General features: G+C 68.7%; 25 protein-coding genes. 13 read left to right on the plus strand and 12 right to left on the minus strand.

Going from position 1 to position 23,448, the window contains the following annotated elements; all coding sequences use genetic code 11:
- Positions 1–228: 228 nt before the first annotated feature.
- Positions 229–471 carry a hypothetical protein gene (locus ACZ1DY_RS30510; protein WP_192741105.1) on the minus strand — a complete coding sequence of 81 codons (243 nt, stop codon included), beginning with the start codon at positions 469–471 and terminating at the stop codon, positions 229–231.
- Between the two features lie 193 nt (positions 472–664).
- Here ACZ1DY_RS30510 and ACZ1DY_RS30515 point away from each other — a divergent pair, with 193 nt between their 5' ends.
- The gene (locus tag ACZ1DY_RS30515; protein ID WP_465481713.1) at positions 665–1,657 is read left to right on the plus strand and encodes a hypothetical protein; all 993 of its coding nucleotides are present in this window, start codon (positions 665–667) and stop codon (positions 1,655–1,657) included.
- A gap of 91 nt (positions 1,658–1,748) precedes the next feature.
- Here the strand turns inward: ACZ1DY_RS30515 and ACZ1DY_RS30520 are convergent, their stop codons facing one another.
- Positions 1,749–3,137, minus strand: coding sequence for an NYN domain-containing protein (locus ACZ1DY_RS30520; protein WP_465481714.1), 1,389 nt, complete (start codon positions 3,135–3,137; stop codon positions 1,749–1,751).
- 85 nt (positions 3,138–3,222) lie between these two features.
- Between ACZ1DY_RS30520 and ACZ1DY_RS30525 the strand changes: the two genes are divergently transcribed.
- On the plus strand, positions 3,223–4,941 hold the full coding sequence (locus ACZ1DY_RS30525) for a DEDD exonuclease domain-containing protein (protein WP_465481715.1): 1,719 nt from the start codon (positions 3,223–3,225) through the stop codon (positions 4,939–4,941).
- Positions 4,942–4,978: 37 nt separating this feature from the next.
- Positions 4,979–5,263 carry an Lrp/AsnC family transcriptional regulator gene (locus tag ACZ1DY_RS30530; protein ID WP_126733773.1) on the plus strand — a complete coding sequence of 95 codons (285 nt, stop codon included), beginning with the start codon at positions 4,979–4,981 and terminating at the stop codon, positions 5,261–5,263.
- An 80-nt stretch (positions 5,264–5,343) separates the two neighbouring features.
- Here the strand turns inward: ACZ1DY_RS30530 and qcrB are convergent, their stop codons facing one another.
- The 4 genes from qcrB to ctaE are packed head-to-tail and all read right to left on the minus strand — an operon-like array spanning position 5,344 to position 9,635.
- Entirely contained in the window at positions 5,344–7,011 is a 1,668-nt protein-coding gene (gene qcrB / locus ACZ1DY_RS30535) for a cytochrome bc1 complex cytochrome b subunit (protein WP_126733774.1), read from the minus strand.
- Positions 7,008–8,141, minus strand: a complete 1,134-nt coding sequence (qcrA, locus tag ACZ1DY_RS30540) for a cytochrome bc1 complex Rieske iron-sulfur subunit (RefSeq protein ID WP_126733775.1) — start codon at positions 8,139–8,141, stop codon at positions 7,008–7,010. The genes qcrB and qcrA overlap by 4 nt, the downstream gene beginning before the upstream one ends.
- Complete coding sequence (gene qcrC, locus ACZ1DY_RS30545; protein WP_126733776.1) at positions 8,138–8,956, minus strand: cytochrome bc1 complex diheme cytochrome c subunit; 819 nt, start codon at positions 8,954–8,956, stop codon at positions 8,138–8,140. The genes qcrA and qcrC overlap by 4 nt, the downstream gene beginning before the upstream one ends.
- Positions 8,957–9,011: 55 nt before the next feature.
- The gene (gene ctaE / locus ACZ1DY_RS30550) at positions 9,012–9,635 is read right to left on the minus strand and encodes an aa3-type cytochrome oxidase subunit III (protein WP_091599208.1); all 624 of its coding nucleotides are present in this window, start codon (positions 9,633–9,635) and stop codon (positions 9,012–9,014) included.
- 95 nt (positions 9,636–9,730) lie between these two features.
- On the opposite strand from ctaE, the gene ACZ1DY_RS30555 reads away from it, so the two are divergent.
- Genes ACZ1DY_RS30555 through trpD form a run of 3 tightly spaced genes read left to right on the plus strand, consistent with a single transcriptional unit; the run spans position 9,731 to position 11,654 of the window.
- Entirely contained in the window at positions 9,731–10,165 is a 435-nt protein-coding gene (locus ACZ1DY_RS30555; protein ID WP_465481716.1) for a hypothetical protein, read from the plus strand.
- A 42-nt stretch (positions 10,166–10,207) separates the two neighbouring features.
- The gene (locus tag ACZ1DY_RS30560; RefSeq protein ID WP_257489924.1) at positions 10,208–10,618 is read left to right on the plus strand and encodes a hypothetical protein; all 411 of its coding nucleotides are present in this window, start codon (positions 10,208–10,210) and stop codon (positions 10,616–10,618) included.
- A gap of 4 nt (positions 10,619–10,622) precedes the next feature.
- Positions 10,623–11,654 (plus strand): anthranilate phosphoribosyltransferase, encoded by a 1,032-nt coding sequence (trpD, locus tag ACZ1DY_RS30565; RefSeq protein WP_126733778.1) that lies wholly within the window; start codon positions 10,623–10,625, stop codon positions 11,652–11,654.
- Between the two features lie 283 nt (positions 11,655–11,937).
- Here the strand turns inward: trpD and ACZ1DY_RS30570 are convergent, their stop codons facing one another.
- On the minus strand, positions 11,938–12,903 hold the full coding sequence (locus ACZ1DY_RS30570; protein WP_465481717.1) for a helix-turn-helix domain-containing protein: 966 nt from the start codon (positions 12,901–12,903) through the stop codon (positions 11,938–11,940).
- 52 nt (positions 12,904–12,955) lie between these two features.
- On the opposite strand from ACZ1DY_RS30570, the gene ACZ1DY_RS30575 reads away from it, so the two are divergent.
- Positions 12,956–13,345: a cupin domain-containing protein gene (locus tag ACZ1DY_RS30575; RefSeq protein WP_465481718.1), complete on the plus strand. Its 390-nt coding sequence runs from the start codon at positions 12,956–12,958 to the stop codon at positions 13,343–13,345.
- Here ACZ1DY_RS30575 and ACZ1DY_RS30580 read toward each other — a convergent pair.
- Positions 13,342–14,304 carry a GlxA family transcriptional regulator gene (locus tag ACZ1DY_RS30580; RefSeq protein WP_465481719.1) on the minus strand — a complete coding sequence of 321 codons (963 nt, stop codon included), beginning with the start codon at positions 14,302–14,304 and terminating at the stop codon, positions 13,342–13,344. The genes ACZ1DY_RS30575 and ACZ1DY_RS30580 overlap by 4 nt on opposite strands.
- A gap of 82 nt (positions 14,305–14,386) precedes the next feature.
- Here ACZ1DY_RS30580 and ACZ1DY_RS30585 point away from each other — a divergent pair, with 82 nt between their 5' ends.
- Complete coding sequence (locus ACZ1DY_RS30585; protein WP_465481720.1) at positions 14,387–15,292, plus strand: DMT family transporter; 906 nt, start codon at positions 14,387–14,389, stop codon at positions 15,290–15,292.
- A 202-nt stretch (positions 15,293–15,494) separates the two neighbouring features.
- On the opposite strand, the gene ACZ1DY_RS30590 is transcribed toward ACZ1DY_RS30585, so the two are convergent.
- Positions 15,495–15,914 (minus strand): cytochrome c oxidase subunit 4, encoded by a 420-nt coding sequence (locus tag ACZ1DY_RS30590; RefSeq protein ID WP_126733782.1) that lies wholly within the window; start codon positions 15,912–15,914, stop codon positions 15,495–15,497.
- A 40-nt stretch (positions 15,915–15,954) separates the two neighbouring features.
- Positions 15,955–16,893, minus strand: a complete 939-nt coding sequence (gene ctaC, locus ACZ1DY_RS30595; protein ID WP_371878829.1) for an aa3-type cytochrome oxidase subunit II — start codon at positions 16,891–16,893, stop codon at positions 15,955–15,957.
- Between the two features lie 192 nt (positions 16,894–17,085).
- Between ctaC and asnB the strand changes: the two genes are divergently transcribed.
- Positions 17,086–19,020 carry an asparagine synthase (glutamine-hydrolyzing) gene (gene asnB / locus ACZ1DY_RS30600; protein WP_465481721.1) on the plus strand — a complete coding sequence of 645 codons (1,935 nt, stop codon included), beginning with the start codon at positions 17,086–17,088 and terminating at the stop codon, positions 19,018–19,020.
- A gap of 56 nt (positions 19,021–19,076) precedes the next feature.
- Positions 19,077–19,730 carry an alpha/beta fold hydrolase gene (locus ACZ1DY_RS30605; protein WP_465481722.1) on the plus strand — a complete coding sequence of 218 codons (654 nt, stop codon included), beginning with the start codon at positions 19,077–19,079 and terminating at the stop codon, positions 19,728–19,730.
- 59 nt (positions 19,731–19,789) lie between these two features.
- On the opposite strand, the gene ACZ1DY_RS30610 is transcribed toward ACZ1DY_RS30605, so the two are convergent.
- The gene (locus ACZ1DY_RS30610) at positions 19,790–20,779 is read right to left on the minus strand and encodes a carbohydrate kinase family protein (RefSeq protein WP_257485326.1); all 990 of its coding nucleotides are present in this window, start codon (positions 20,777–20,779) and stop codon (positions 19,790–19,792) included.
- 141 nt (positions 20,780–20,920) lie between these two features.
- Between ACZ1DY_RS30610 and ACZ1DY_RS30615 the strand changes: the two genes are divergently transcribed.
- Positions 20,921–21,109: a hypothetical protein gene (locus ACZ1DY_RS30615; protein ID WP_126733786.1), complete on the plus strand. Its 189-nt coding sequence runs from the start codon at positions 20,921–20,923 to the stop codon at positions 21,107–21,109.
- A 72-nt stretch (positions 21,110–21,181) separates the two neighbouring features.
- On the opposite strand, the gene ACZ1DY_RS30620 is transcribed toward ACZ1DY_RS30615, so the two are convergent.
- Positions 21,182–21,559 carry a HesB/IscA family protein gene (locus ACZ1DY_RS30620; RefSeq protein WP_016336060.1) on the minus strand — a complete coding sequence of 126 codons (378 nt, stop codon included), beginning with the start codon at positions 21,557–21,559 and terminating at the stop codon, positions 21,182–21,184.
- A gap of 143 nt (positions 21,560–21,702) precedes the next feature.
- On the opposite strand from ACZ1DY_RS30620, the gene ACZ1DY_RS30625 reads away from it, so the two are divergent.
- Both ACZ1DY_RS30625 and ACZ1DY_RS30630 read left to right on the plus strand, forming a co-directional pair.
- Positions 21,703–22,359, plus strand: a complete 657-nt coding sequence (locus ACZ1DY_RS30625) for a DUF3043 domain-containing protein (RefSeq protein ID WP_126733787.1) — start codon at positions 21,703–21,705, stop codon at positions 22,357–22,359.
- A gap of 55 nt (positions 22,360–22,414) precedes the next feature.
- Complete coding sequence (locus ACZ1DY_RS30630; protein WP_257485323.1) at positions 22,415–23,404, plus strand: aldo/keto reductase family protein; 990 nt, start codon at positions 22,415–22,417, stop codon at positions 23,402–23,404.
- Positions 23,405–23,448 lie beyond the last annotated feature (44 nt).

Below are 23,448 nucleotides of genomic sequence, written 5' to 3' on the forward strand. Positions count from 1 at the left end.
CGTCGTCTGGCGACGACTTCCGGCCACGAGATCTCGGACAGGTTACGAAACCACGGGCACGACGTCCACCATGGCAGGCGCAAAAACTCTGCGTGATGCGCCGAAACACCTTCGGACCAGCATGAGCGGAAACATGTGACGGGCGTTACATCCTGGGACCTGTCGCGACTACCTACCGTTCACCCGATCGGATCGACCACTCGCCGAATGCCCCGGTAGTGGCGTGTCTCAGGCGGTTTTCCGGCGCTCCTGCTCCACGATCGCGACCATCCGGAGGCGCGGGACCATCCCCGCTTCCGCGAGCGCGTCGACCGCTTTTCGTTCGTCGGCGTCCCATTCGAGCGACGGCGGGGCGCCGAGAAGGACGCTGACGACACAGTCATGACATGCGTCACCGCGGACCGCGCACCGGTCGCAATCGATGACGAGCGTCTCTATGTCGGCTATGTCGGCGATGGCCTTGTCGTGCATCTCGAACTCCTCACTTTCAGTGGTGAGGTGCACATTAAGAGCGACCACCGACAGTTTCGGCCTCGTGAGTGGTTAGGACGGTTCTAACCGTCCTAACCACTCACGAGACTTGAGCTGTCCACAACCGCTCCGTCCATCCACAACTTTCACCCACCCCTCCTTCTCGACCTCCCGCCCCGGCCACCGTGGACGTGTGCCCTTACACAGACGCTGGTCGGAAGAAGCCATTCCGGCCGAACAACGACCCAGCTGGCCTGTCCTGCTGCAGGAACAGCACGGCGTCGTGACCAGAGCCCAGCTGCTGGCCTATGGACACAGCAAGGCCGACATCGTCGCGAACCTGGAGGCAGGACGCTGGCAGCGTGTGCTGCCGCGGGTCTACGCGACCTTCACCGGCCCTCTCCCGAGATCGGCCAGGATTCATGCCGCGCTTCGCTACGGAGGCGGGCACGCGGTGCTGAGCCATCGCACCGCGGCTGAGGAATGGCGTCTCCTGCCGGTCGAGGAGGGGCCGATCGAGGTCACCGTGCCCTATTCCAGTTCCGCGATTTCCCAGCCTCCACTGGTGAAAGTGCATCGGTCGCGAGCGCTCCCGTACTCCGCGGCCGAGGCATGGCCGCCGCGTACCAAACGTACGGACACGATCGTCGATCTGGCGGTCTCCCAGGCCACTGCACGCGACGCGGTGAACGTCGTCGTCGACCTGGTCAGCCGGAGCAAGGTCCCGGTTTCCGCGATGCGGGACTGCGTCTCGATGCGTCCGCCTTTCCGCTTTCGCGCCGAGATCCGGCGAGGCCTCGAGCTGGTGGCCGGCGGCCTCATGTCAGCGCTCGAAGTGGCGTTCAAGGAGCAGGTCGAGGAGAGACACGGTCTGCCGCCGGGCGACCGGCAGACAGCGGTCGAAGTCGACGGAAAGACGTTATGGGAGGACGTCACCTACGACTCACGAGGCGCGGCGCTGACCGTCCGGCTGGACGGGCGAGCCACTCATGCGATGGACGCCGTCGCGTTCCGGGACCGCCGTCGGGACAACGCGGCCGAACTAGCCGGCCGGGCGCGTCTGGTCTACGGCTGGCAGGACGTCCGGAATTCGCCGTGCCAGGTCGCGGCCGAGGTGCGGGTGGTCCTCATGCGGGAGGGGTGGCGACCGACGGCCGCACGCGTCACCTGCCCGACGTGCTCGTGAGTGGTAAGGACGGTTCTAACCGTCCTTACCACTCACGAGACGCGCCCCAACGCCCGCTCGGCGCGCGATCGCTCAAGTAGCGATCCCATCTCTAGACCCGGCTCAGCCGTGAAACCAGCACCGCCGACGGCACCGGGTGCGCGCCCTTGCGCCGCACCGAATCCGCCACCGCCCGGTCCGTGCTCGCGACCACCATCGGCCGCCCTGGCGGCTCCGCCGCGACCAGGGACCGGATGACGTCGTCCGCGAGGACGCCGCGTTCGGAGAACAGCACCCGCACCCCGCGCGGCACCGCCGCGGGCACGGAGAGCACTCCGGCGCCGTCGAACACCACGGTGACCTCGGCCGAAGTCCGCGCGGCGAGCGCGGAAAGCTGGTGGATCAGCCGGTCGCGCTGGTCGGAAAGCGCCAGCTCCGGATATCCGGTCTTCGTGACGTTGTAGCCGTCGACGATCAGGTGCACGTTGGGCAACGCGAGATGCCGGTCGAGCCCGGTGACGTCCTGGATCTTGCCGCCCGCCCCGATCCCCGACGTCGCGCCGCGGACCATGTCCGCGGGCCGCTGCCCCCGCGCGCTCACCGAAAGTTCCCGGCGCAGCCCGCCGACGGCGCCTTCGATCGTGTCCAGCAACAGCCCGAGCCTGACCTCGTCGGCCTGACGCGCCTCGCGCGCGGACTGACGGGCGATCTCAGCGTCCGTGACGGCCTTCTCGGCCCGCGCCCGCTCTGCCGCGACACGCTGCCGCTCTCGGTCCAGCTGGGCCTTCAGCGCCTTGATCTCCTCAGCGCTCTCGGCGCCGCCGCTCTCCAGCTGAGCGTGCGCCTCGGCGACGGCGTCCTTCGCCTGGCGCAACTGGACACCTTGTTCCCGCAAGCGTTTCAACAGCTTCTCGACCTCGGCGTCGCGTTCTCCCCGCGCGCCACTGGCGATCTCCTTGGCCTCACGCAACTCTTCGCGCAGCTGGGCCAGTTCGGCCTCCAGCCGCTGGTTGCGAGCCAGCGCGGCGTCGCGTTCGGCGCGCAACGCCGTCTCCTCGGCGTTCTTCGCCACCAGCCGGACCCGTCCGGCCGCGCCCGCCTCGCCGAGGAGCACGGCGGCGGCCGCGGCGGCGACGGAATCGGGGGCGTTCGGGTCGAGGGCGTCCTTGCGGTGATCGCGCAGCCATTCGGTGACCGCGACGCGGAACTGCGAAGACTCCCCCAACGCGGCCAGCAACGCCGTCCCGCCGAGTTTCGCGCGTTTCGCCGGGGCGAACTTCGCGACCGGGCGCAGCTGCCTCGGCACGTCGGCGGACGGCAGTTTGCCCACGGCGGCGGCCGCCAGCTCGGCGATCCGCTCCCGTACGGTCTCCGGCAAGGACGTCCAGCCTTCGGCGGGCACCTCTTCGGAGGTCTCCTGCGCGCCCGCGGACGCCACGACACCCGAGGGACCGCCGGTGGCGTCCTCGGGCGTTTCGGGCACTGCGGGCTGCGGTTGCATCGCTCCAGCGTAGGCCCCATCCCCTCGGGGCGCGCTGGATGGGACGCCCCAGGATTGTCGGTGCCCGCCCCTACTGTGCCCGACCATGGACACCGGACGGCGGCCCGGCGCGGCGCAACTCGCCTTCGACGAGCTGGGAACTCCTTTGCGGGACATCACTTTCGTCGTATTCGACCTGGAGACCACGGGAACGAAACCCGGTCCGGACGGGATCACCGAGATCGGCGCGGTCAAGATCCGCGCCGGCGAGGTCGTCGGCGAGTTCGCCACCTTCGTCAATCCGGGGATGCCGATCCCGCCGCAGATCGTCGAGCTCACCGGTATCACCGGCGCGATGGTCTACGACGCTCCCCGCATCGAGCGCGTGCTGCCCGCCTTCCTCGAGTTCATCTCCGGCGCCGTGCTCGTGGCGCACAACGCCGCCTTCGACACCGGCTTCATGCGCGCGGCCTGCGAAGGCCACGGCTACCACTGGCCGAAGACGGCCGTCGTCTGCACGGTCCGGCTCGCCCGCCGGGTCATCTCCCGCGACGAGACGCCCAGCTACCGCCTTTCCGCGCTGGCCGCGTTGTTCGGCGCGCGCACCACGCCGAACCACCGCGCGCTGGCGGACGCGCGCGCCACCGTCGACGTCCTGCACGCCCTGCTGGAACGCGTGGGCAACCTCGGCGTCCACACCCTCGAGGAGCTGCTGGACTATCTGCCCGAGGTGACCGCCGCCCAGCGCCGCAAACGTTCGCTGGCCGAGCATCTGCCGTCGAGGCCCGGCGTCTACCTGTTCCGCGGCCCGAGCGACGAGGTCCTCTACGTCGGGACGTCGTCCGATCTGCGGCGCCGGGTCCGGCAGTACTTCACCGGTTCGGAGAGCCGCGGCCGGATCCGGGAGATGGTCGCGCTCGCCGAACGGGTCGACGCGGTGGAATGCGCGCACGCGCTGGAGGCCGCCGTCCGGGAGCTGCGGCTGATCGCCGCCCACCGCCCGATGTACAACCGCCGTTCCAAGAACCCACGGCACGCCTGGTGGGTCGCGCTGACCGAGGAGGCGTTCCCCCGCCTGTCGGTGGTCCGCATGCCGCGAGACGGGATGCTGGGGCCCTTTCGCACCCAGACCGACGCCCGGACCGCCGCGGACACCCTCGCCGGCGCCTCGGGCCTGCGGACGTGCACCCAGCGCATCTCGGCGACGGCGCCGAACGGGACGCCCTGTGTCCTCGCCGAGCTCGGGCGTTGCGGGGCTCCGTGCGCCGGGAAGCAGACGGTCGAGGCGTACCGGCCGAGCGTGCTGGCGGTGTCCGGGCTCATCGCCGGGACGGACGGCCGTCCGCTGCGGGCCGCCGCCGATCAGCTGGCCCGGTTGTCCGCGGCGGAGCATTACGAGCAGGCCGCTCAGCATCGAGATCAGCTGGCCGGCCTGATCCGCGCGGTCGGCCGGGCACACCGGCAGTCGGCGCTGGCGGGTATCCCGGAGCTGATCGCCGCCGGGCCGGACGGGAACGGCGGCTGGGAGCTGGCGGTGATCCGGCACGGCAGGCTCGCGTCGGCGGGGGTCGCCCGGCGCGGCGTGCCGCCGATGCCCGTCGTCGAGATGCTCGTGGCGTCCGCGGAGACGGTGATCCCGGGGCCCGGCCCGCTCTTCGGCGCGGTCCCGGAGGAGATCGGCATCCTGCTGCGCTGGCTGACCCGCCCTGGCGTCCGGCTCGTGCGCACGACGCATCCCTGGGCGGAGCCCGCTGCCGCGGGCGGCTGGCAGGAATGGCTCGACCTGGCGGCGAGCGCGACGGCGCTGGAACGAGTGGCGGGCTAGGATTCCGGCACCGGATTCACCGACGTAGGAGGACCCTTTGATCACGGCGATCGTGCTGATCCAGGTCGAAGCCGATGCCATCCCCGAGGCGGCACAGGCGATCGCGGACATCGACGGTGTCCGCGAGGTCTATTCCTGTGCGGGCGATGTCGATCTGATCGCCTCGGTCCGCGTCGCGGCCCACGAGGACCTCGCGGATCTGATCCCGGCGAAGATCGGCAAGGTCCCCGGCGTGCTGAGCACGGTCACGCATATCGCGTTCCGCTCCTACTCGAAGGCCGACAGCGAGTCCGCGTTCGACATCGGCGTCGAAGGCGCCTGAGCTTCTTCCCTTGTAGCGCGTGAAGGCCCCCTTCCCTCGGCTGAGCCGAGGGAAGGGGGCCTTCACGCGTGTCTCCCGGGCTAGTGCCCGGAGGTGATCTCCTTGCGCTCCTCGGAGGGCTCGCCACCGATGTCGTCGACCTTGCCGTTGCCGTGCCCGTTGGACCGGGCGCGCTCCAGCGCGATCGTCTCCTCGACCGGGTCCGGGGACCAGGTCGAACCGGCGACGGCGTGCCCGGCCGAGCCGAGCTTGTTCATCTTCTTCGGCACCGACGCGCCCTGGTATTCGAGCGGGATCGCGTGGCCGTGGTCGTCCACCGGGCCGAGCGGCTGGTGGATCTCGATGAACTCACCGTGCGGCAGGCGCTTGATGATGCCGGTTTCGACGCCGTGCTCCAGCACCTCGCGGTCGGCCCGCTGGAGGCCGAGGCAGATCCGGTAGGTGATGTAGTACGCGATCGGCGGCGCCAGCAGGACACCGATCCGGCCCGCCCACGTCGTCGCGTTCAGCGAGATGTCGAAGGCGAACGCGATGATGTCGTTGAAGCCCGAGAGCATGATGACCGCGAAGAACGTCAGGGCCATGATGCCCAGCGAGGTCCGGACCGGGACGTCGCGCGGACGCTGCAGCAGGTTGTGGTGCGCGGTGTCCTTGGACAGCTTTCGCTCGATCCAGGGATACATCAGCAGCAACCCGATCAGCAGCGGCATCCCGATCGCGCCGGGGAAGAACACCGCCGGGACCGTGTAGTTCCCGAGGTAGAGCTCCCAGGCGGGCCAGATCCGCAGCATGCCGTCGGCCCAGGCCATGTACCAGTCCGGCTGTGAACCCGCCGAGACCTGCGCCGCGTTGTACGGGCCGATGTTCCAGATCGGGTTGATCTGGAAGAGGCCCGACATCAGCGCGATGACGCCGGTGACCAGCGCGAAGAACGCACCGCCCTTGAGCGCGAAGACCGGCATGATGCGGACGCCGACGACGTTGGTCTCCTTGCGGCGCACGCCCGGGAACTGCGTGTGCTTCTGGTACCAGACGAGCGCGAGGTGCGCGGCCACCAGGCCGAGCATGATGCCCGGCAGCAGCAGGATGTGGATCGTGTACAGGCGCGGGATGATCTCGTTGCCGGGGAACTCCCCGCCGAACAGCGCCCAGTGGATCCAGGTGCCCATGACCGGCACCGAGAGCACGATGCCCGACAGGGTCGCGCGGATACCGGTACCGGAGAGCAGGTCGTCCGGGAGCGAGTAGCCGAAGAAGCCCTCGAACATGCCCAGGACCAGCAGAAGCGCGCCGATGACCCAGTTCGCCTCACGCGGGCGACGGAACGCGCCGGTGAAGAAGATCCGGAACATGTGCACCATCATCGAAGCCACGAAGATCAGCGCGGCCCAGTGGTGCAGCTGGCGGACGAACAGACCGCCGCGGACGTCGAACGAGATGTCCAGCGTGGTCGCGAAGGCCCGCGACATCTCGACGCCCTGCAGGCCGGTGTAGCTGCCGTTGTAGACGACCTCCTCCATGGAGGGGTCGAAGAACAGCGTGAGATAGACACCCGACAGCAACAGGATGATGAAGCTGTAGAGCGCGATCTCGCCGAGCAGGAACGACCAGTGCGTCGGGAACACCTTGTTGAGCTGGTGCCGCATGCCCTTGGCCAGGTGATACCGGTCGTCGGCCCACTTCGCACCAGCGCCCGCGGCCTTCTCGACCGGGTTCGTCCCCTTCGTCGGGGTGGTGAGTGAACTCATGACTTACGCTCCCAAAAGGCCGGTCCGACGGCCTCGTTGAAGTCTCCGCGCGCGATCAGGTAGCCCTCAGAGTCCACTGTAATCGGAAGCTGGGCCAACGGCCTCGTCGCCGGACCGAAAATCGGCTTGGCGTAGTGGAGCGCGTCGAACTGCGACTGGTGGCAGGGGCAGAGGATGCGGTTGGTCCGCTGCTCGTACAGGGAGGTCGGGCAGCCGACGTGGCTGCAGATCTTCGTGTACGCGTAGTAGTCGCCGAAGTTGTAGTCCTCCTGGCCCTGACGCTTGACGACCTTGGCGGCGTCGGTCGGGCGGAGACGGATCAGCATGACCGGGTTGTCGACGCGCTTGAAGGCGGCCGACAGGGCGTGCTCGTCGTCCTTCTCGGACTCGCGGTACGGGAACACCGTCTCCATCGCGCCCGCGTCGAGGTCCTCGGCCTTGACCAGGGAGATCTCGTGCGGACGGCCGGTGTTGCGGCGCAGGTAGACCTTCTCTTCCGGGAAGTTCTTCTTCCAGCCCGAGTGCCACAGCGAGTCGCGGTTCTCGGTGTCCTTCCACGGGTCCTTGATGAAGGACGCGACCGGCAGCGCCGCGACGGCGAGGCCGAGCACACCGGCGCCGGCACCCGCGGAGCGCTTGATCATCGAGCGGCGCGCGATGGTGCTGCGGCTGCCCGAGTCGGCGAGCTGGGCGACGATGGTGGCCTTGTCGACCTCCTTGGAGCCGCCGTCCCCGCGCTCCTGGACCGCGACCTCGGCCGGGATGAACTTCTTGGTGTAGAGGATCACACCGATACCGAGGCTGAGCACGGCCAGCCCGAGGGTGACCCCGAGCAGCGGCGTGTACAGCGTGTACTGGGTGTAGCCGTGCGTGCCCGGCTCCTTGTACTCGAACCAGTGCGGCCACGCGATGAGGACCACGAACGCGAGGCCGGACAGCGCGGCCAGCACGAACCAGAGGGCGACGGAGCGCTCGGCGCGCTTCTCCGCCTTCGTCCCCTCGACCGGCCAAGGCGTCGGGTATTCGACGATCTCGACCCCGTCGAGCGCGGTACCCAGCTTGACCAGCTGGTCGCGATCCATGTCCGCCAACTCCGCCTCTGTCGGCGGCTTCGGCCCTTCGGCGCTCATGCCTTCGATCCAATCCACAACGTCACGCCGATCAGCGCGGCGATCCCGACGATCCACGCGATCGCGCCCTCCGAGGCCGGGCCAAGACCGCCGAGCGAGTTACCGCCGGGTGAGTTGTTCCCGTGACTCACGGACTTCACGAACGCGATGATGTCCTTCTTCTCCTCCGGCGACAGCTGCCGGTCGGAGAACTTGGGCATGTTCTGCGGCCCGGTGAGCATCGCGGTGTAGATCTGCTCTTCCGTGGCCGGGTCCAGGTTCGGGGCGAACTTGCCCGAGGACAGCGCGCCACCGCGGCCGGTGAAGCCGTGGCAGGAGGCGCAGTTGAGGCGGAAGAGCTCGCTGCCGCGCGCGACGTCCTCGCCGCGCAGCGCGTCACCCTTCTCGGCGGGACGCTGCGCGCCGCCGCCGTTGGCCTGGATGTAGGCACCCAGCGCGTTGATCTCGGCCTCGGTCAGCTTCGGCGGCTTCCGCTGCGCCTGGGCTTCCTGGCGGACCGCCGGCATACGGCCGGTGGAGGTCTGGAAGTACACGGCCGCGTCCCCGATGCCGATGAGGCTCGGGCCACGGTCGGTGACACCTTCGAGCTTCGGCCCGTGACATTCGATACACGTGTTGTTGTAGAGCTTCTCGCCCTCGCGCAGGAGGGCGGATTCGCCCTGCGCCTGCGCGGTCTGCGGCTCCGGGGCGAAAACGGCGTACAACCCGCCCACGCTCAGCAGCGCGATCCCGAGCGCCAGCGCGCCGGCGAACCGCCTGCGTGCCTTCGACCGCTTGCGGAAGCGGCGCTCCGTGTTGTTCTTGCTGGAGGTCATCTTGCGGCAACCCTTGCTGTCAGTTCAGGCCGATAGGTCGTGGTGGCGGCTTCGTTCACGGAAGGATGTAGATCACCGCGAACAGGCCCACCCACACGATGTCGACGAAGTGCCAGTAGTACGACACGACGATCGCCGAGGTGGCCTGAGCCGGGGTGAACTTGCTCAGCTTGGTGCGGATGAGCAAGTACACGAACGCGATGAGCCCGCCGATGACGTGCAGGCCGTGGAACCCGGTCGCGAGGTAGAAGACCGTGCCGTACGCGCCGGACGGGATGGTCAGCCCCTCGTGGATCAGGTTCAGGTACTCGTAAGCCTGGCCACCCACGAAGATCGCGCCCATGATCAACGTGATGATGTACCAGCGGCGGAGGCCGAACACGTCACCCTTTTCGGCGGCGAACACACCGAACTGGCAGGTGAACGACGACGCCACGAGGATCACGGTGAACGGGATCGCCAGCGCGATGTTCAGGTGGAAGGGCTCACCGTGCAGCGGCGGCGGCCATTGGCCGGACGCGTTCTGCGCCTTCACGGTGAAGAACATGGCGAACAGTCCGGCGAAGAACATCAGTTCGCTGGACAGCCACACGATGGTGCCGACACTGACCATGTTCGGCCGGTTCAGCGAGTGGACCCGCTGGCTGATGGTGGGAGCTGCCGTTGTCACGCGTCGCATTATGTCCTCTCACGCACGGGGCCCGCCGGGTGGGTCCACGGCGGGTCGCGTGCGTGTCGGGTCACATCTGAACGAAAGTGGGAACAGGGCTACTCATGGGTTTACTAGATCGGCTTCGTGACCTGGTCAAGAAGCCGAAGCTTCCAGGCCTGACGGTCGACACGCCCGGCGTGGAGATCGTCGTGGAGGCCTTCGACCCCGCCGAGGCGGATTCCTCGGCGTTGGCCAGATCACCCGCTTGGGTCGCCGAAGCGCCCGCGATCCTGCGCCATCACTTGAAGCTGCCGCCCGAAAAGGTGGCGGAGGCGGCCTCGATCCTCGCCCAGGACGGCTGGGAGCTGCGAGAACAGGGCCACGAAGGCGATTTCGCCCTCGCGCACGCGGTGCGGGTGCAGACCCTCGACGCACTGCACTGCGCCCAGGAACGGTCACGGATGGCGGGCCTCGCGCAGCGGCTCGGCGGGGATTCGCTGGGGTGGGACGCGCTCCAGCCGTCGGGTGGTCCACGTGATGTCGGTCATGGCGGATAACATCGCGGGGTCGACATGACTAGACGAGGCGGAGGCGCGCTCATGGGCGAGCAGGCGATGCGGATCCTGGTGTTCAGCCACAAGGCGGAGGTGCGCGAGGCGATCATCAACGCCGTCGGCCGCAGGCCCGCCGCCGACCTCGGCCGGGTGGACTACACCGAGGCGTCCGGCATCTCCGAGGTCCTCGTCGAGATGGACGCGGGCAACGTGGACCTCGCCATCCTCGACGGCGAGGCGCAGCCGACCGGCGGCATCGGGCTGACCCGTCAGCTGAAGAACGAGATCGAGAACTGCCCGCCGATCGTGGTGTCGGTGCGGCGCAAGGACGACCGCTGGCTCGCGACCTGGTCGCAGGCCGACGCGGTGCTGGTCCACCCGCTCGACCCGCTGACCGCCGCCGAAACCGTCGCCGACGTGCTGCGCGCCCGGCGGGTGCCGGCCGTGCACGGCTGAGCCGATGGGCTCGGCAGCCAAGACCTGGCCGTCCCTGCTCAACCAGCTCATCGCGCGCGCGGACCTGTCCGAAGAGGACACCGCGTGGGCGATGGACCAGATCATGAGCGGGGCGGCGACGCCCTCCCAGATCGCCGGGTTCGCCGTCGCGCTGCGCGCGAAGGGTGAGACACCGGCGGAGATCTCCGGGATGGCCGACGCCATGCTGGCGCACGCCAGGCGGGTGACGATCGACAGGCCGTCGGTCGACATCGTCGGCACCGGCGGCGACCGGTCCAATTCGGTCAACATCTCCACCATGGCCACGGTGGTGACGGCCGCCGCGGGCGCGCCGGTGGCCAAGCACGGCAACCGGAGCGCTTCGTCGAAGTCCGGCGCGGCCGACGTGCTGGAGGAGCTGGGCGTCACCATCGACCTGCCGCCAGAGACGGTCCAGCGCAGCGTGAACGAACTGGGCATCGGCTTCTGCTTCGCGCCGAAGTTCCATCCCGCCCTGCGTCACGCCGGGCCGACCCGCGGCGAGCTCGGCGTGCCGACGACGTTCAACCTGCTCGGCCCGCTGACCAACCCGGCGCAGCCGCGCAGTTCGCTGATCGGCTGCGCGTACGAGGACAAGACCCGTGTGCTGGCCGAGGTGTTCGCGCGGCGCGGCATGACCGTGCTGCTCGTACGCGGCGACGACGGGCTGGACGAGCTCACGACCACGACCACGAGTTCGGTGTGGGTGGTCTCCGGCGGCGAGATCACCGAGCGGAGCTTCGATCCCGCGTCGCTGGACCTCCCCCGGGTGACCGCGGAGGACCTGCGCGGTGGCGACGCGGCGCACAACGCCGAGGTGTTCCGTCAGGTGATGGCCGGGAAGACCGGGCCGGTCCGGGACGCGGTGCTGCTCAATTCGGCGGCCGCGCTGGCGGCCTTCACCGGGTTCTCGGGGTCGCTGGAAGACGATCTGGCGGCCGGGTTCGCGCGGGCGGCGTCGGCCATCGACTCCGGTGCGGCGGCCGACCTGCTGAACCGGTGGATCGCCTTCGCCTGACCACTCACGAGACTCTGCCCACCACTCACCGCCGCCCTTGCCCCCCGTACATGAAGGCCCCCTTCCTGTACCTAGGCGCAAGGAAGGGGGCCTTCATGTACTGGGGGAGGTGTGAAGGGCGAGTTTCCTCGGCTGAGCCGAGGGAAGGGGGCCTTTACGCGCGACCGCTGTGACTGCTGGGCCTGGTGGTGTTGCCGAGGCTGAGGCGGCGATCGTGTAGTCCGTCTGGTCGCCACCTTCAGTAGGTACCTAAGACACCCTTGGCCCTGACCGTCCTGACCACTCACGAGGCGGTACTGAAGCGCGCCCGGTAAGCCGTAGGCGTCAGCCCCGTGGCCCGCCGAAGCTGCGTACGCAGGTTCGCGGCGGTACCGAACCCCGACGCCCGCGCCACCAGGTCCAGCCGCTGCTCCCCGCGCTCGATAAGCCGGCACGCCAGCGCGATCCGCTCCGTGGTGAGCCACGCCAGCGGCGTCGTCCCCAGTTCGGCGCGGAACCGCCGGTGCAGCGTCGCCTGGCTCGCCGCCGCCCGCGCGGCGAGGTCGGCGACGGTGAGCGGACGGTCGAGCCGTTCCCGCGCCCAGGCGAGCACCGGAGCCAGCGAGGTGTCCGGCACCGGCGGCAGCGGACGCTCGACGAACTGCCGCTGGCCGCCGTCGCGATGTCCGGCGAACACCAGCCGCCTGCTCACCGCGTTGGCGATCTCGGCGCCGTGGTCACGGCTGATCAGGTGCAGTCCCAGATCGAGCGCGGCCGCGCTGCCCGCCGCGGTCAGGACGTCGCCGTCGTCGACGAAGAGGACGTCGGGCTCCAGCAGTACTTCGGGATACAGCTCGCGGAAGAGCCCCGCCCACTTCCAATGGGTCGTCGCGCGCCGTCCGTCCAGGACACCGGCCTGCGCGAGGGTGAAGGCGCCGGTGCAGAAGCTCACCAACCGGGCACCCCGCTCGGACGCGGCCCGGACGGCCCTCAGCACCGACGCCTTGGCCGGGGTCTCCGGATCGGGCCGGTTGGGCACGATCACCGTGTCCGCGGTCTCCACGGCTTCGAGCCCGGCGACCCCGGTGAGTGTGAACATGCCCAGGTGCATGCGCACGGACGGCTCGGCGGCGCACAGGGTGAAGCCGTACCAGGGCCTGCCCAGCTCCGGCCGCCGCAGGCCGAACAGCTCGGTCGCGACGCCCATTTCGAAGGGATTGGATCCTTCGTCGACCAGGACGGCGACCTTGTGCGAGGAATCATGCGACATATGCGATTCCTAGCACTCACCGCTCCGGTGGTCCAGCGGCCAGGATCGGATCATGAGCAAGCAACCGATCGATCTGGACACCGCGCTGGCCGGCTTCGACGAGATCTGGAGCCCGCGGATCGTCGCCAACGTCAACGATTACGACGTCCGTCTCGCCAAGGTCGCGGGCGAGCACGTCTGGCACGTCCACGAGAACACCGACGAGTTCTTCCTCGTCCTCGACGGCACGCTCGACATCGCGTTGCGCGAGGACACGGGCGAACGGGTCGTCACGCTCCCCCGCGGCGCCGTGTTCGTCGTCCCGCGCGGCACCTTCCACAAACCGTCCTCAGTGGACGGTGCCTCGCTGCTGCTGTTCGAGCCGACCGGCACGCTCACCGTCGGCGACCGGCACGACGAGGTCCCCGACCACGTCCATGTCACCGTGGGGCAGGAGCTCTAGCCGGCGGAAAACGTTCTGCGGTAAGCACTCGGGCTGGTCCCGCGCAGCTTGCCGAACTGATGCCGCAGCGCCGCGGCGGACGCGTAACCACAGGCGAGTGCTATGTCCTCAATGGACAGACGGCCTTCTTCGAGCAAGGACTGCGCACGGTCGAGACGGCGTTCGGTGAGCCATCGGTGCGGCGTCGTCCCGGTGGCCGCCGAGAACCGGCGCAGGAACGTGCGCTCCCCCAAGCCGCTGCGCCTGGCGAGTTCCGCGACGGTGAACGGCTGGTCGAGGCGACGTTCGATCCATTCGAGCGCTTCGGCGAGCACGGTGTCGTCCGGCGCGGCGGTCTCGGGTACCGGCGCCTGCACGAACTGCGCCTGACCACCGACCCGATGCGGCGCCGCGACCATCCGCCTGGCCAGCGTGGTGGCCGCCGCGACACCGCGCAATTCCCGCACCAGGTGCAGGCACAGGTCGACGGCGGCGACGGTTCCCGCGCTCGTGAGGACGCCGCCGTCGTCGACGTACAACGCCTTCGGGTCGACCTTCGCCGTCGGGAAACGCGACCGGAACTCCTGCTCGTAGACCCAGTGGACGGTGCAGTTGCGCCCGTCGAGCAGCCCCGCGTACCCGAGGGAGAAGACACCAGCGCAGAAACCCGCGACCCAGGCGCCCCGGCTCGCCGCGTCACGCAGGACTTCGAGCACCGGCTCCGGTGGGCTCGCGCTGCGCGGCGCGCAGGTCGGCACGATCAGCAGGTCCGCCGACGCCGCGAAGTCCAGGCTCTCCAGGCCATCCAGCCCGAAGCCGGACCAGCTCAGGACGTTCTCACCACCGGGCGAGCAGACCGCGAAGTCCCAGCCCTCGATTCCGTCGGCGCTGCGATCGGTGCCGAAGACCTCGCACGCGACGCCGAGTTCGAACGGCGAGACCTGGTCGGCGAGCACCACCGCGACCTTCTTCACATCCATCCCGGCAGTGTGTCACAAGTTTTGCGGTCGATGTCATCTCTGACACTGGTTGAACGCGGCCCCAAGGCCGAAAGTGGTCGCCATGAACAAGAACAACCCCGTGTTGCAGTGGACCGCCGCGATGGCACTCTCCGGCACGATCGGCGCCGTCGTCCTCGAAAGCGGCGCAGAGGCGCCCGCCGTTGCGTTCGCGAGGAGCCTCGTCGGCGGCCTGCTGCTCCTGGTGTGGAGCGCGGCCCGGGGCTGGCTCCGCCCGTGGACGCTCAGCCGCCGCGACCTGCTGCTCGCCGTCCTCGGCGGGCTGTTCCTGGTCGGGAACTGGGTCCTGCTGTTCGCCTCGTACTCGCTGTCGTCGATCGGGGTCAGCACCGTCGTGTACCACACGCAACCGCTCATGCTGGTCGGTCTCGCGGCGGCGTTCCTCGGCGAGAAGATGGCGAAGAGCCAGCTGGTCCGGGCGCTGATCGCGTTCGGCGGGGTGACGCTCATCTCGCTTTCCGCGCACGGCGCCGACGGGAAACCCGTCCGCCTGGAAGGGATCGCGCTCGCCCTCGGCGCGGCCGCGCTGTACGCCGGCGCCTCCTTCGTCGCGAAGCAGCTCAAGCACGTCCGCCCGCACGTCCTGGCGGCCGTCCAGCTGGTGACCGGCACGATCGTGCTCGCACCCGCCCTGCTCGTCACTCCGCTGCCCACGGATACCTCGGGCCTGCTGTGGCTGATCCTGCTCGGGACGGTGCACACCGCGCTGATGTACGTCCTGATGTACGCGAGCATCGGCAAGCTGCCGACCACGACGGTGGCGCTGCTGTCCTACGTCTATCCGGTGGTCGCGGTGGTGGTGGACGTCCTCGCCTACGGGCACCGGCCGACGTGGCCGGAGGGCCTCGGGATGCTCGCCGTCCTGGCCGCCGCGCTGGCCCCGAAGCGAGCACCCAAGCCCGCGCCGGCGCTTGAGAGGGCGGTGGCCGCTCGGGCCAGCGGGTCGTGAGTGCCGTTTCGGAAGTACGTGAAGGCCCCCTTCATTGCGTCTAGCGCAATGAAGGGGGCCTTCACGTACTTCCGACTCAAGGGTGTGGTGCCGGGGGCGGATGAGGGGAACTTTGACCCTTGAGGCCTTCACGGACCACCACACCACGCGAAAACGGCGCCCGGCTCCACAGGGAGCGGGGCGCCGTTTCGGCGTCAAGACGTCACTCGTGGTTCGGGCCCGTGTGGTACTCGAACACCAGCCCGCCGATGGCGACGATCACCAGGCCCAGCGCGATGATCAGCAGCCAGACGTGGAAGAACGCGAGCGCGACACCGGTCAGCGCGGCGGCCGCCGCGAGACCGACCGGCCAGTAGCTGCCGGGGCTGAAGAAGCCCAGCTCACCGGCGCCGTCGCTGATCTCGGCGTCTTCCCGGTCCTCCGGCCGCGGCTCGATGCGCCGCGCCACGAACTGCAGGTAGCTCCCGGCCAGGAAGGCCAGGCCACCGGTGAGGATCAGGGCCACCACACCGACCGGCTCGACGCCGTCCCGGGTCATCGTTCCGGTCATGTACGCGTAGATACCCGCCACGACGACGGAGAAGACCGCGACGAGGAAGAAAATCCGTCCTTCGACCTTCATGGACGTTGCCTCACTCCTGTTTCGGGCTCGAACAGCCGGGTCAGTTGGACGCGACCCGCGCGGTGCGGTCGGTGTTGAACGGGGTGGTGGTGACGGCGTAGGGCGAGCACAGCTCGCCGCAGTTCATCGCCGTCAGCGCCTCGGAGGCGGTGTTCGGCTTGCCGCTCTTCGGGTTCACCGTGCCGCGGAGCTGGATGTACTGCGCGTACTTGTCCGGCGAGAGCGCCCTGACCTCGAAGTTCATCCCCGAGTGGTAGGTGCCGCACAGTTCGGCGCAGCGGCCGACGAACGACCCTTCCTTGTCGATCGAGTTCTGGAAGGTGAAGTCCTGGTTGTTCTTCTCCGGGTCCGGCATGACGTCCCGCTTGAAGTGGAACTCCGGCACCCAGAACGAGTGGATGACGTCGGCCGACCGCAGGTTGTACTGGATCGTCTTGTTCGTCGGCAGGACGAGCAGCGGGATCTCGGTCGAGCTGCCGACCGTGGTGATCTCGGGGTCGTCGTGGTTCTTGGAGTCGCTCTTGTACTTGAACTCCCAGTTCCACTGGAACGCGACGATGTCGACCGTGACGTCCGGGTTCTCCGTCTCGGCGAGCACGCGGTTCTCGGTGGTCGCGGTGAAGAAGAACAGCACGCAGACCATGATCGTCGGGACGACGACCGTGAAGATCTCCAGCGGGATGTTGTACTGGAACTGACGGGGCAGTTCCTCCTCCGCGCCGTCGGCGGTCTTCTTCTTGCGGTGGAAGATCGCGGTCCAGAAGATCAGCGCCCAGACGATGGCGCCGACGACCAGTGCGGCGATGACGGTCCACGTCCACAGCGTGCGCATGTCGTGCGACTGCGGGGTCACCCCGGCAGGCCAGCCGAAGCGGAGGATCTCTTCCCCGGAACAGCCCGTCGCAGTCAGCATCACCAGCACGGCGAGCGCGACGACGCGACCAGACCGCTTGACTGGGGTGCGCTCTGGATTTCCCACTGCGCCTTGCCCTTTCACCCAGAGCCTCCTCGACCGATCTTCGTGACAGGCGGAGCCTAGCCGAGTTGCGGCGCCGCGCTGACCAAGGGGTGACCACAACACGCGTATCCCCCACCACATCCGGGTGTACACACCCACCGGCATACTGGGCCCTTCTCCCCGCTCGGCCAACAAGAGGTGTGTGAACTAGACGTGTGCGGCCTGCTTGGACTGATCTGTTCGACCGAAGCCGACGCTGCGAGCGCCCGTGACGCCGTCGACGCGGCCATGCGCTGCCAGCGGCACCGCGGCCCCGACGAGCACGACACCTGGGCCGACGCCGAGGTGGTCTACGGCTTCAACCGGCTGGCCTTCATCGACGTCGACCACGCCCACCAGCCGCTGATCTGGGGTCCGCCGGAGGCCCCCGAGCGCTACACGCTGAACTTCAACGGCGAGATCTACAACTACAAAGAGCTGCGCGACGAGCTGGCCGCCGAGCACGGTGCGAAATTCGCCACAGAGGGTGACGGCGAGGCGATCGTCGCGGCGTACCACTACCTCGGCGACGACGCGGTGAAGAAGCTGCGCGGGATGTTCGCCTTCATGATCTGGGACTCCCAGGAGAAGGTCGTCTTCGGCGCGCGCGACCCGTTCGGCATCAAGCCGCTGTTCTACTCCGCCGGCCCCGGCAAGGTCGCCTTCTCCAGCGAGAAGAAGAGCCTGCTGGAGCTTTCGAGCGTGCTCGGTGTCGAGGACGAGCTGGACAAGACGGCCCTGCAGCACTACCTGGTGCTGCAGTACGTGCCGGAGCCCGAGTCGATGCACACCGGCGTCCGCCGGGTCGAGTCCGGCACGTCGTTCCGGGTCGTCCCCGGCGGCGACGTCGAGTTCACGCGCTACTTCCACCCGCAGTTCAACGCCAAGCCGGTCAACAGCCAGGCCGAGGCCGACGAGCTGTACGAGCGCATCGCCGATGTGATGCGCGACTCGGTCGGCAAGCACATGATCTCCGACCCGGACGTCACGGTCGGCGCGTTCCTCTCCGGCGGTATCGACTCCACCGCGACCGCGACGCTGGCCAAGGAGCACAACCCGAACCTGATCGCGTTCACCACCGGATTCGAGCGCGAGGGCTACTCCGAGGTCGACGTCGCCGCCGAATCGGCCGCCGCGATCGGCGTGAAGCACGTGGTCCGCACGGTGTCGGCGGACGAGATGATGGAGGCGCTGCCGCTCATCGTCTGGTACCTCGACGACCCGGTGGCCGACCCGGCGCTCGTGCCGCTGTGGTTCATCGCCCGCGAAGCGCGCAAGCACGTCAAGGCGGTGCTGTCCGGCGAAGGCGCCGACGAGCTCTTCTGCGGCTACACGATCTACAACGAGCCGATCTCCCTGGCGCCGTTCGAGAAGATCCCCGGCGGGATGCGGAAGATCATCGGCAAGGTCTCCACGAAGATCCCGGAGGGCACCCGTGGCAAGGACCTGCTGCGGCGCGGGGCGCTGCCGTTGGAGGACCGCTACTACGGCAACGCGCGCAACTTCCGCGACGACCAGCTCCGCAAGGTGCTGCGCACGTACGAGGAGGGGATCGGCTTCAAGGACGTCACCGCGCCCTGGTACAAGATCTCCGAGAACTGGGACCCGGTCGCGCGGATGCAGCACGTCGACCTCTACACCTGGCTGCGCGGCGACATCCTGGTCAAGGCCGACAAGGTGACCATGGCGAACTCGCTGGAACTGCGCGTGCCGTTCCTCGACGCCGAGGTGTTCAAGGTCGCCTCGACCATCCCGCTCGACCAGAAGCTCGCGCACGGCACCACGAAGTACGCGCTGCGCCAGGCGCTGGCGAAGATCATCCCGGGGCACGTGCTGAACCGGCGCAAGCTGGGCTTCCCGGTGCCGATCCGGCTGTGGCTGCGCAACGAGATGTACGACTGGGCCAAGGGCATCATCTCGGACTCGCAGACCGACGCGCTGCTCGACAAGAAGGCCGTCCTGGCGCTGCTCGAAGAGCACAAGGCCGGGCAGCTCGACCGCAGTCGTCAGTTGTGGGCGCTGCTGGTGTTCATGCTGTGGCACGGCATCTTCGTCGAGAACCGCATCAAGCCCGAGGTGCCGGAACCCGTCTACCCGGTGAAGCTCTAGTCACGACTCGTGATGCTGGCCTTCACCGTTCATCCGGTGGAGGCCAGCATGGAGCGATGGACTTCGTCCTCGTGCACGGCACGACGCAGAGCCCGGCGAGCTGGGACCGCGTGGTCAAGTTGCTCACCACCGCCGGGCACCGCGCGATCGCCGTGGACCTGCTGACCCCGGTGGAGCTGCCGGTCGAGGGCTACGCGCAGCACGTGCGGGAGCAGTACGGCGGCGGGCGCCCGGTCGTCGTCGCCCATTCCGGATCCGGGGTGCTGCTCCCCGCGGTCGCCGAAGCGCTCGACGCGCGGGCCATGGTGTGGGTCGCCGCCTACATCCCCGATTTCGACGGCGGCCGGAGCCTGCGGGACGAGGCGCGGGACGTGCTCGAACCGGACTGGATCGGCGTGGACCCGGCCGCGGATCCCGCGAAGGCGTCGGAATTCCTCTTCCACGACTGCGATCCCGAGACCGAACGGCGGGCGCTGGACAGCGTGCGCTTGTTCAACCCCGCGGTACTCGCCGGACATCCCGCCGGGGCCGCGCCGGAGATCCCGTCGACGGTGATCGTCCCCACGCGGGACCGGACTTTGAAACCGGAGTGGATGCGGCGTGCCGCCCGGGAGCGGCTCGGGGTCACCGCGATCGAGATCGACTCCGGGCACTGTCCGCAGCTGTCCCGCCCGGCCGAACTCGCCGCCATCCTGACCCATCGCGCGTGAAGGCCCCCTTCCCTCGGCTCAGCCGAGGGAAGGGGGCCTTCACGCGCTATAACGCAGCCTCAAGCAGGCAGGATCGCCGCGATCTCCTCGGCGGACTCCGGCCCGAAGGCCTCCTTGAGGCGGCCCAGGACGTCGGCGCGGTCGAAGGACCATTCCTGCGTGCCTACGGTCTCCAGCACCAGCACGGCGATCAGCGAGCCCAGCTGCGCCGAACGCTCCAGGCCCAGCCCGCCGTCGATACCGGCGATGAACCCGGCGCGGAAGCCGTCGCCGACGCCGGTCGGGTCGACCTTGCCGCGTTCCGGGACGGCGCCGATCTGCAGCGCGAGGCCGCCCTTGCCGACGATCTCGACGCCCTTCTCTCCGAGCGTGGTGATCCGCATGCCGACGCGGTCGAGGACGTCCGCCTCGGACCAGCCGGTCTTCTGCAGCAGCAGTTCCCATTCGTAATCGTTGCTGAACAGGTACTTCGCGCCCTCGATGAAGGCACGCACCTGCGCGCCGTCCATCCGGGCCAGCTGCTGCGAGGGGTCGACGGCGAAGGGGTAACCGCGCTGGCGGCACTCCTCGGCGTGGCGGACCATGCCTTCGGGGTCGTCCGGGCTGATCAGCACGAGCGACAGCCCACCGGCGTGCGCGGCGACCGGCTCCAGCTCGATGTTGCGGGATTCCGCCATCGCGCCGGCGTAGAAGGTGGCGATCTGGCAGAGGTCCTCGTCGGTGGTGCAGACGAAGCGGGCGGTGTGCGCGACCTCGGAGACCAGCACCCCGGCGGTGTCGACGCCGTGCCGCTCGAGCCAGGACCGGTAGTCGGCGAAGTCCGAGCCCACCGCGCCGACCAGGATCGGGCGCTTGCCCAGCACACCGAGCCCGAAGGCGATGTTCGCGCCGATCCCGCCCCGCCGGACGACGAGGTCATCGGCCAGGAAGCTCAGGGACACCCGGTGCAGCTGCTCGGCGATGAGCTGCTCGGCGAACCTGCCTGGGAAGTGCATGAGGTGGTCGGTTGCGATACTGCCGGATACCGCGATCCTGGCGTTGTCTGCCACCGGTTCTCCTTGGTCGGTCGGCCCCGCCGAGGCGAGGACGGCTAAGTTACCCGCAGGTCATGCCCCATACGGGTTGCTTCGGGCACGGCCATCAACACTACCGGTTGGTAGTGGTGTCCTACTCGCACACGAGTCATTAGCTTGTCGTTCGTGACCACTTCCACGTATCACCTCGAACCGGAATCGATCGGCGAACTCATCGCCGACTGTGCCGGCATCCCGGCGTCCCTCCAGGCCGAGAACCTGCCCCTGCCCCGGCAGATCGCTCCGCCGTGGACCGTGGACGAGCGGTGCCTCGCCCAGGTGGCCGATCTGGACGCCTACGTCTGATCCCGTTCCGGGCATGAAGAAGGGCCGCGACCTGGGTGAGGTTCGCGGCCCTTCTTCATGCCTCGACGCGGATCAGTGGAAGCTGTCGCCGCAGGCGCAGCTTCCGGTCGCGTTGGGGTTGTCGATCGTGAAGCCCTGCTTCTCGATCGAGTCGACGAAGTCGATCACGGCGCTGGACACGTACGGCGCGCTCATCCGGTCGACGGCGACGCGGAGGCCGTCGAAGTCACGGAACAGGTCACCGTCGAGCGTGCGCTCGTCGAAGAACAGCTGGTAGCGCAGGCCCGCGCACCCACCGGGCTGGACGGCGATGCGCAGGTGCATGTCGTCGCGGCCCTCCTGCTCGAGCAGGGCCTTCGCCTTGCTGGCGGCGGCGTCGGTCAACGTCACGCCGTGGGTCTCCTCGGCGGTTTCGGCCTGAGCTGCGGCTGCCTGCTCAGCGGTCGTCATGGTTCTCCCTCTGGTCGAACTCGCTGCGGGTACTCGTCTTGCACATGGTCCAACACGTCGGAGTCCCGATCTGTTCCCCACCATGGTGACATATCGCTCGGCCTGGTGCGTGGGACCGTGACGCCCGCGACTACCCTGGTGGGGTGAGGTTCCTGCGCCGTAGCACCACAGACTCCGCCACGACGGACACCGAGACCCCCGGCGACGAGGCCGTCGAGGTCCAGGCCAAGTCGTACACGCCCGGAAAGGGCAAGGCCACGCCCAAGCGGCGTGAGGCCGAGGCCAAGCGCCGCGGCCCGGTGGCGCCCCCGCCGACCACCATGCGGGAGGCGATGAAGCGCAACAAGGAGCTCCGGAAGTCCGCGAAGGCCGACCCGGAGTACAAGCTCAAGCAGCGCAACGCCGCCAAGGAACGCCGTGAGCGGATGATGGCGGGCGAGGACAAGTACCTGCTTCCCCGTGACCGCGGCCCGGTCAAGGCCTACATCCGCGACCTGGTCGACTCGCGGCGTAACCTGCTCGGCCTGTTCATGCCGCTGGCGATCCTGGTGTTCGTCGCGCTGATCCTGCCGTACCCCGAGGTCCAGCGGTACGCGACGCTGCTGTGCACCGTGATGCTGCTCGGCATGATCGTCGAGGGCTTCCTCAGCGGGCGGCGGATCGCGAAGATGGTCCGCCTGAAGTTCCCGAACGAGACGATCAAGGGCACGTCCGTCGGCTGGTACTCCTTCATCCGCGCGAGCCAGATCCGCAAGCTGCGGGTCCCGAAGCCGCGCGTGAAGCCCGGCGACAAGGTCTGATCTGCGGAAACCCGGGTCGTTAGCGTGGCTAACGGCCTGGGGTAGAGTCGTGTCCATGGAGTTTCGACGACTCGGCCGCAGCGGCCTCAATGTCAGTGAGATCTCGTACGGCAACTGGCTCACCCACGGGTCCCAGGTGGAAGAGGACCAGGCCCAGGCCTGCATCAAGGCGGCGCTCGACGTGGGCATCACCACGTTCGACACCGCCGACGTCTACGCGAACACGGCCGCCGAATCGGTACTCGGCCGCGGCCTGAAGGGCCTGCGCCGCGAAAGCCTGGAGATCTTCACCAAGGTCTACTGGCCGACCGGCCCCAAGGGCCCGAACGACCAGGGCCTCGGCCGCAAGCACATCATGGAGTCGGCGCACGCTTCGCTGAAGCGGCTCGGCACCGACTACGTCGACCTCTACCAGGCGCACCGCTTCGACCGGACCGTCCCGCTCGAAGAGACCTTCCTCGCCTTCGCCGACCTCGTCCGCCAGGGCAAGGTGCTCTACGTCGGCGTTTCGGAGTGGACCGCCGAGCAGATCACCCAGGGCGCGGCGATCGCCCGCGAACTGAAGGTGCCCCTCATCTCGAACCAGCCGCAGTACAACGCGCTGTGGCGGGTCATCGAGGCGCAGGTCGTCCCGGCGTCCGAACGTGAAGGGCTCAGCCAGATCGTCTGGTCGCCGATCGCACAGGGCGTGCTCACCGGCAAGTACAAGCCCGGTCAGCCGCTGCCCGAGGGCTCCCGCGCGACCGACGAGAAGGGTGGCGCCAACATGGTCGCCCGCTTCCTCAACGACGACGTCCTCGAGCGCGTCCAGCGGCTTCAGCCGATCGCCGACAAGGCGGGCCTGACGATGGCCCAGCTGTCCGTGGCGTGGGTGCTGCAGAACCCGAACGTCGCCTCGGCGATCATCGGCGCTTCGCGGCCGGAGCAGGTGCACGAGAACGTGAAGGCGGCCGGCGTGAAGCTGGACGCGGATCTGCTCGCCGCGATCGACGAGGCCCTCGACGGCGTCACCGAGACCGACCCGACGCTGACCCGCTCGCCCTGATCCCCCGCGGTTTGTCGGCTGAATGCGGACGCTTTTCCCGCATT

This window comes from Amycolatopsis sp. PSD-21 (assembly GCF_055561455.1).